Origin of the sequence: Salinivibrio sp. PR919 (assembly GCF_001995355.1) — a bacterium.
Lineage (GTDB): Bacteria > Pseudomonadota > Gammaproteobacteria > Enterobacterales > Vibrionaceae > Salinivibrio > Salinivibrio proteolyticus.
In genome coordinates this window covers 49,816-55,986 of the sequence record NZ_MUFL01000012.1, presented here as the reverse complement: position 1 = coordinate 55,986, position 6,171 = coordinate 49,816, and the positions used below count along the sequence as shown (strand labels likewise).

General features: G+C 49.7%; 6 protein-coding genes, 2 tRNA genes and 1 rRNA gene. 5 read left to right on the top strand and 4 right to left on the bottom strand.

Translation table 11 applies throughout. From position 1 onward, the window contains the following. Positions 1 to 11: 11 nt before the first annotated feature. From rrf to BZG83_RS03875, 3 genes are all read left to right on the top strand, one after another. Positions 12 to 127 (top strand): 5S ribosomal RNA (gene rrf / locus BZG83_RS03885). Positions 128 to 329: 202 nt separating this feature from the next. Next, positions 330 to 406: transfer RNA gene (locus tag BZG83_RS03880), tRNA-Asp, on the top strand. Positions 407 to 414: 8 nt separating this feature from the next. After that, a tRNA-Trp gene (locus tag BZG83_RS03875) sits at positions 415 to 491 on the top strand. 411 nt (positions 492 to 902) lie between these two features. Here the strand turns inward: BZG83_RS03875 and BZG83_RS03870 are convergent. Further along, complete coding sequence (locus BZG83_RS03870) at positions 903 to 1,298, bottom strand: gamma-glutamylcyclotransferase family protein (RefSeq protein ID WP_069587470.1); 396 nt, start codon at positions 1,296 to 1,298, stop codon at positions 903 to 905. Positions 1,299 to 1,484: 186 nt separating this feature from the next. Between BZG83_RS03870 and BZG83_RS03865 the strand changes: the two genes are divergently transcribed. Further along, positions 1,485 to 2,327: an endonuclease/exonuclease/phosphatase family protein gene (locus tag BZG83_RS03865; RefSeq protein WP_077479439.1), complete on the top strand. Its 843-nt coding sequence runs from the start codon at positions 1,485 to 1,487 to the stop codon at positions 2,325 to 2,327. Here the strand turns inward: BZG83_RS03865 and BZG83_RS03860 are convergent. From BZG83_RS03860 to gloB, 3 genes are all read right to left on the bottom strand, one after another. Next, positions 2,320 to 3,009 carry a YIP1 family protein gene (locus tag BZG83_RS03860; RefSeq protein ID WP_077479438.1) on the bottom strand — a complete coding sequence of 230 codons (690 nt, stop codon included), beginning with the start codon at positions 3,007 to 3,009 and terminating at the stop codon, positions 2,320 to 2,322. The genes BZG83_RS03865 and BZG83_RS03860 overlap by 8 nt on opposite strands. After that, positions 3,006 to 4,580, bottom strand: coding sequence for a lytic transglycosylase (locus tag BZG83_RS03855; RefSeq protein WP_077479437.1), 1,575 nt, complete (start codon positions 4,578 to 4,580; stop codon positions 3,006 to 3,008). Before BZG83_RS03855 ends, BZG83_RS03860 begins: the two co-directional genes overlap by 4 nt. 70 nt (positions 4,581 to 4,650) lie before the next feature. Then, a complete protein-coding gene (gene gloB / locus BZG83_RS03850; protein ID WP_069587468.1) occupies positions 4,651 to 5,409 on the bottom strand; it encodes a hydroxyacylglutathione hydrolase in 759 nt (252 codons plus the stop codon). 32 nt (positions 5,410 to 5,441) lie between these two features. Here gloB and BZG83_RS03845 point away from each other — a divergent pair, with 32 nt between their 5' ends. After that, positions 5,442 to 6,167, top strand: a complete 726-nt coding sequence (locus BZG83_RS03845) for a methyltransferase domain-containing protein (RefSeq protein ID WP_077479436.1) — start codon at positions 5,442 to 5,444, stop codon at positions 6,165 to 6,167. Positions 6,168 to 6,171: the final 4 nt, after the last annotated feature.

Genomic DNA, 6,171 nt, shown 5'->3' with positions numbered 1-6,171 from the left:
ACAAAATTTTGCTTGGCGACCATAGCGCTTTGGACCCACCTGACTCCATGCCGAACTCAGTAGTGAAACGAAGCAGCGCCGATGGTAGTGTGGGGTCTCCCCATGTGAGAGTAGGACATCGCCAGGCTCTCATTGCTTATCTTGTTGATAGCTCGATGCTGTTGATATCTGCGATGCTCATGTATTGGCATACACTGCGCGTCTCGATTCAACATCCTCATCGCATCAAACAAGATAATCTAATTAGAGCTTAATGTTGGGCTTTAGTTAGCAAAAATTTAAGCATCAAAGCGGATATGCGTAAGACTTTGATGAGACAGAATTGGTGCGGAGTGGTAGTTCAGTTGGTTAGAATACCGGCCTGTCACGCCGGGGGTCGCGGGTTCGAGTCCCGTCCACTCCGCCACTATTTATAGGGGTGTAGCTCCAATTGGCAGAGCAGCGGATTCCAAATCCGCGTGTTGGGGGTTCGAATCCCTCCACCCCTGCCATCTAAAAAGCACCGACATTTGTCGGTGCTTTTTTTTGATCTCAATACTACTGATAAACTAACTGATGGATAGTTTTGGGTGTGTCATCGAAACCGCGTGTTGGGCGCTGGAACGCCAGCCCGGTCGAATCCCTCCACCYCTGCCATCTAAAAAGCACCGACATTTGTCGGTGCTTTTTTTTGATCTCAATACTACTGATAAACTAACTGATGGATAGTTTTGGGTGTGTCATCGAAACCGCGTGTTGGGTGCTGGAACGCCAGCCCGGTCGAATCCCTCCACCCCTGCCATCTAAAAAGCATCGACATTTGTCGGTGCTTTTTTTGACCTCAATATTACCGGTCGAACCCATCTATCTCTGCTACTCAAAAAGCACTGACGCTTGTCGGTGCTTTTGACTGTCTGACAGCGCTAATAGTTTTTGGCGACAAACTGGCTTGGGCCTGCTTCTTCTGGCTGATGACTAAAGCAGAGCTCATAAGTGAAGGCGGTCGTGGTCTGTACCATATCCATATTTGGTTGATAACGAATTTCTACAATAACGCGTTGATAGCCCGCTCCTTCGAATTCATCTAATTGGGGGATGGTCGCCGTGAGGTCTTTTGCTTTTAGCAACCAACCGTGCACGATATCGTCGGGATTGTCACTGAGTTCAATCCCTGGATAGCCTTTTGCCGATCCCCATCCACGATCCGTGCGTACTGCTTGCAATGTAGCGGGATACCAGTCTCCTTGAACATCAGCAAGTAAATAATGATTCCGTTCCCCCGGACACAGGGTGCCATACACAAATAGGTTATTGAGCATGTGGCGTCGCTCCTTGAATGTATATTGTTATTATTGCTTTCACATCCTATCTCTGGGGCTCGATTATCGGCAAGTCATAAAGTGAGATCTTTGCTTGTATTTTAACCGCAAGACGCGCAAAATCGGCGCCCGAACTGATGGCAGGTTATACTCACAGTGGCTGAGTAATCAAAAGTGGTAGACGTGATGAAACGGCGAATTGGTAAAGCGATGGCGTGGGGCACAGCGATTCTAGTGCCGGCCGCTGTGGTGGGTGTAAATGGCTATTTTACCGTGCCAGATAGTACCCAGTTGCATACCGTCTCAGGTATTCATCGGCAATGTGTTGATTATATTCATGCTTCTCCATTGGATGAAGACGGGCATTTTTCATTATTGGTGTGGAATATTTATAAACAGCAACGTCCTCATTGGGAGACGGCGCTGAGTCAATACCGTGACCCTCACCGGTTAATGTTATTGCAAGAAGCCAGTTTTGGTCCTCAGCTTTCTCGCTGGATAAACCAAGCGTCACTTCACTACGATCAGGCTTATGCGTTTGCTATGCAAGATGCTGTGGCTGGGGTGATGAATTTGTCTCAGGTTAATCCTATGCATAGCTGTGCATATATCGCCGTTGAACCTTATCTAAGGCTGCCGAAAAGTGCTTTGTACAGCGAATATCAACTGTCTAATGGTCAGCGACTGGCAGTGGTAAATATTCATAGCATTAACTTTACGTACGCCATGTCAGCGTATAAGAAACAGCTGGCGGCGTTAGAAAAAGTGCTCGCGCAGGTTGAAGGGCCGATTATTCTCGCTGGGGACTTCAATACTTGGTCTCAGCGTCGTTTAGAGGCGGTAAGGGCAATGGTCTCTAGATTATCGCTTCAGGAAATGGCGTTTAGCCCGGATGAGCGGATCACGAAATTTGGCTTGCCGTTGGATCATGTTTTTTATAGAGGGTTAGTGGTGGAAGGCGCAAAAGCGTTGGATAACGGCGCCTCCGATCATACTCCGATGGAGGCGCAGTTGAAGGTGATTAGCTAACGGCAATCATCAGGGCCCATCCCCCAAAGACGGCAAACCAAGGCAGGGTGGCAACCACAATCGCTTTACCTTGTTCAAGCGGCGTCCAGAGGGCCAAGACGGTAATACTGAGCACCCAATACCAAGGAAGAAGAATGGGTAGGCTCGCCGCCCAAGCACTCCAATCTGACGTCATCGGCAATTTTAACAGCCCGTTAAGGCTGTTGAGATCTGCGTGGGCAGGTAGAATGAAACTCGGTGACAACATCATATTGGTATAGCTAGCCAGATCACCCACGATGGCGGGCAGTAGGATAAAGCTGGTTGCTGCAAGCCAATGTCGGTAGCCAAAAGTTGGTGCTTCTTGTTTAGTGGCAAGACGGAACCAAAGTGCCAGCGCGAAGATGACCGCTGCGCGTCCAAACCAGTCTCCTAGCACCTCTGACGCCAATAGGGTCTCACGTTCCAACCATTGCTGGGCATCGCCTTCGGACATAGAGAGTGTTTGAGTTAACACGCGCTGAAGGGTAGCTAGATCAGTGTGGTCGAAGTAGGCGTTCCAAAACGCCATTGAGCTAAAGCACAGTAATAAGTACGCCAGCCACGCCCATGCAGGACGCTGGCTCAATGCGGCAAAGCAGGCACTCGGCCGGATGACAATATCACGCAAGGCGAACAAAGGGTTGGAGGACGCTACCATCATGAGCCGCTACTCCGCGAGATATCAATATGCAGGGTAAGACGCTGACCCGGCTGAATATAGGCGTTCTTGCGTAGCTGATTCCATTTGACCAGATCAGACACGGACACATTGTAACGCTGCGCAATGCTGCTTAGAGAGTCGCCTTGGCGAATCTGATAAGTGATGGTACGAACACGTTTTGCGTTATCGTTTTTATCCCAAACGACCAGCTTTTGCCCAATACTCAAGGTATCTCTAGGGCTCATGCCATTCCACTTTGCCAGTTGCTGGTAGTCAACGTCATAACGGCGAGCAATTGTCCAGAAGCTATCCCCTTTGCGCACAGTATGGGTACGTTTGTAACCGTCGCGTTCAGCGGCTTGTAACGCGGCAAGGCGCTGTGGGGCGCTTAAGGTGTATTGAGATTCGTCTTTCAATGAGACTGGGATCATCAGAGGCTGACCGACGCGAATACGCGTGGTATTCAGTTGGTTAGCGCGCTGTAGTACCTTGACCGTCGTATTGTAGTGGGCGGCAATTTCACTCAGGCTATCGCCCGATTGGACGTAATAACGCTCCACGCGTAGCCCTTGGTTATTATTCTTCGCCAGTTCGGTGTTGAAACGATCGACCTTATCGATAGGAAGTAGCAAATGGGTAGGACCGGAAGGCGCGGTTGCCCAGTGGTTGTAAGCCGGGTTAAGGCTTTGTAACTCTGACACGCTCAGGCCAGCATAGTTGGCTGCCAGAGCTAAATCCATTTGGATGTTGGGTTCAACCAATGCCAATGCGGGTTTGTTCGCGATGGCGGGAACCTCAAGGCCATATTTGTCTTTGTGACGAATGACGTCGCCCAGTGCAATCAGTTTGGGGACGTAGCTGCTGGTTTCTTTGGGTAAATCGAGATGCCAAAAGTCGGTTGGCTTGCCCCGCTTTTCATTATTACGAATCGCACGAGCAACGCGGCCTTCACCGGAATTGTAGGCGGCAATAGCATGAAGCCAATTACCTTCAAACATACCGTTGAGGTATTCCAAGTAGTCCAAGGCAGCATCGGTGGCTTTTGCCACATCACGACGACCGTCATACCACCAATTTTGCTCCAGTCCGAAGCGTTCACCGGTTGCTGGTACAAACTGCCATAAGCCAGCGGCACGACCGTGAGAGTAAGCAAATTGATCAAACGAGCTTTCGACGATAGGTAGCAATGCGATCTCAAGTGGCATATTGCGCGCTTCCACTTTCTCAACAATTAAGTGCAAGAAAGGAGTGGCACGTTCCGCGACGGTGGCAATATGGTTTGGATATTTCAGGTACCAATTGCGGTACTGGCGGATAGCGCTGTTATTAGGGACGGGCAGTGACAGCTGCATGCTGATTCGTTGCCACACATCCTCCTGCATTTGCGGTGAAAGTACCGTTGGTGTCGCTGGGGTCGGTTGTTTCTTGGTCGCGGAAACGGTCGGTGTTGCTTTAACCGGAGTAGCCGCGACTGGGGTCTTTTTTGTTGCGATATCCGTATTCTGAGCATCACCTGTCAGCTGACAGCCGCTCAGCAACAGGGTGCTCAAGATAACAAAACGGTACTTCATTGCATAAAACCTTCGTCCAAAATAGCCGATGATAATAGGGGCTGGCTCTATTGATGACAAGAGACTCAGCTCAAAATTCGTCCTTCCACTGCCGCAGCGCCCTGAATACTTCTAGCTCACTGTCATCAGTGGCTCGGCCACTCACCGCTTGAATCACAGTCGGTTCGCTCGTTCGTAAAAATGGGTTTATGCGCCGTTCGCGCTCAATGGTACTCGGTAGAGTCTGTTTTTGCTGCGCACGCAACCTATTTACTTCTTCTCTATACAAATGTAGCGCATCATTTTCCGGTTCAACGGTTAATGCAAAAGCGACGTTAGCCGCGGTGTATTCATGCGCACAAAAAACCTGAGTTTCGATGGGTAAGGATGCAAGCTTTTTCAATGAGTTAACGGCTTGTTCTGCGGTGCCACCGAGTAAGCGGCCGCATCCTGCTGAAAATAGAGCATCACCGCAGAATAGCTTACCATCGCCGACAAACGCGATATGATCCTCGGTATGGCCTTCTACGCCCACCACCAGAAAACGGTGATCAAACACATCGATCTGGTCACCGTCTTTCACTGCCATCGTAAGCCGAGGGATAGGCTTTACATCGGGACCGATCACCGCAGCACTTGGCGCAAAGCGTACTAAATCTTCAATGCCATTGGTGTGATCCCAGTGATGGTGTGTGATTAAAATGCAGGATAAGGTCAACTCATGTGCCTGAATGTAGTCGATAACTTGATGTGCTTCACCCGGATCGACCACCGCACAACGGTTATCTTCACTAATAATGAGCCATATGTAATTATCGTTAAATGCAGGTATGCTTTTGACACTGAGCATTGGGTTCTCCAGCAATAGAATGAGCCTTGACCATGAAACCAGCGCGCATCGATTATCACTATGATTACCCCTATACGTGGGACCAAGTTGCGTATGGGGATTGGACACGAGCGCAGTTACAAACGCGTTTAGATGAATGCTTGCCTAACCTGTTTGGCTACCATTTACTGAAGCTCGGCGGGCTAAGCTGCGAACTGGTCAGCCAACAGTGTAACATTCAACACCAAGTCTGTGTGGATAAACGTAATCCAATGCGCAACTTAACCGCAGAGCATTATGCGCTTCCCTTCATCGAAAAATCGTTTGATGCGTGCTTACTGGCTCATCAGCTCGACTATAGCGATGATCCTCACCGGCTGCTGCGTGAGGTGGATCGCGTGATGATTGACGATGGATATCTTATTTTATCCGGCGTCAACCCGACCAGCGTGATGGGAATCAAGCGTGTATTGCGGGGACGCGGCCAGCGACTGCCATGGAGTGGACGTATGTTTTCTCCACTGAGGATCCGCGATTGGCTAAGTGTGATGAATTATGAGGTGACCACTGCAACGCACTTTGGTTTGTGGCCAACGAAACAGCCCAAGGCGAGACACGCTTGGGTAGAAAGCAGCTTTGCTGAATTCACGCCCCTGGTCGGCTGCGTCTACTTTATTATCGCTCGTAAACGCAGCTACCCGTTAAAACCCATCAAACCACGCTGGAAACTGAAAAAAGCCGTTGCGCCTTTAGGTGGGGTGGTGCCAAACGGTGGATAAAACG

Excerpts from the sequence above, each read along its gene's own strand:
- BZG83_RS03870 (WP_069587470.1), bottom strand. The coding sequence starts at position 1,298 with ATGCTCAATAACCTATTTGTGTATGGCACCCTGTGTCCGGGGGAACGG.
- BZG83_RS03865 (WP_077479439.1), top strand. The coding sequence starts at position 1,485 with ATGAAACGGCGAATTGGTAAAGCGATGGCGTGGGGCACAGCGATTCTA.
- BZG83_RS03860 (WP_077479438.1), bottom strand. The coding sequence starts at position 3,009 with ATGATGGTAGCGTCCTCCAACCCTTTGTTCGCCTTGCGTGATATTGTC.
- BZG83_RS03855 (WP_077479437.1), bottom strand. The coding sequence starts at position 4,580 with ATGAAGTACCGTTTTGTTATCTTGAGCACCCTGTTGCTGAGCGGCTGT.
- gloB (WP_069587468.1), bottom strand. The coding sequence starts at position 5,409 with ATGCTCAGTGTCAAAAGCATACCTGCATTTAACGATAATTACATATGG.
- BZG83_RS03845 (WP_077479436.1), top strand. The coding sequence starts at position 5,442 with ATGAAACCAGCGCGCATCGATTATCACTATGATTACCCCTATACGTGG.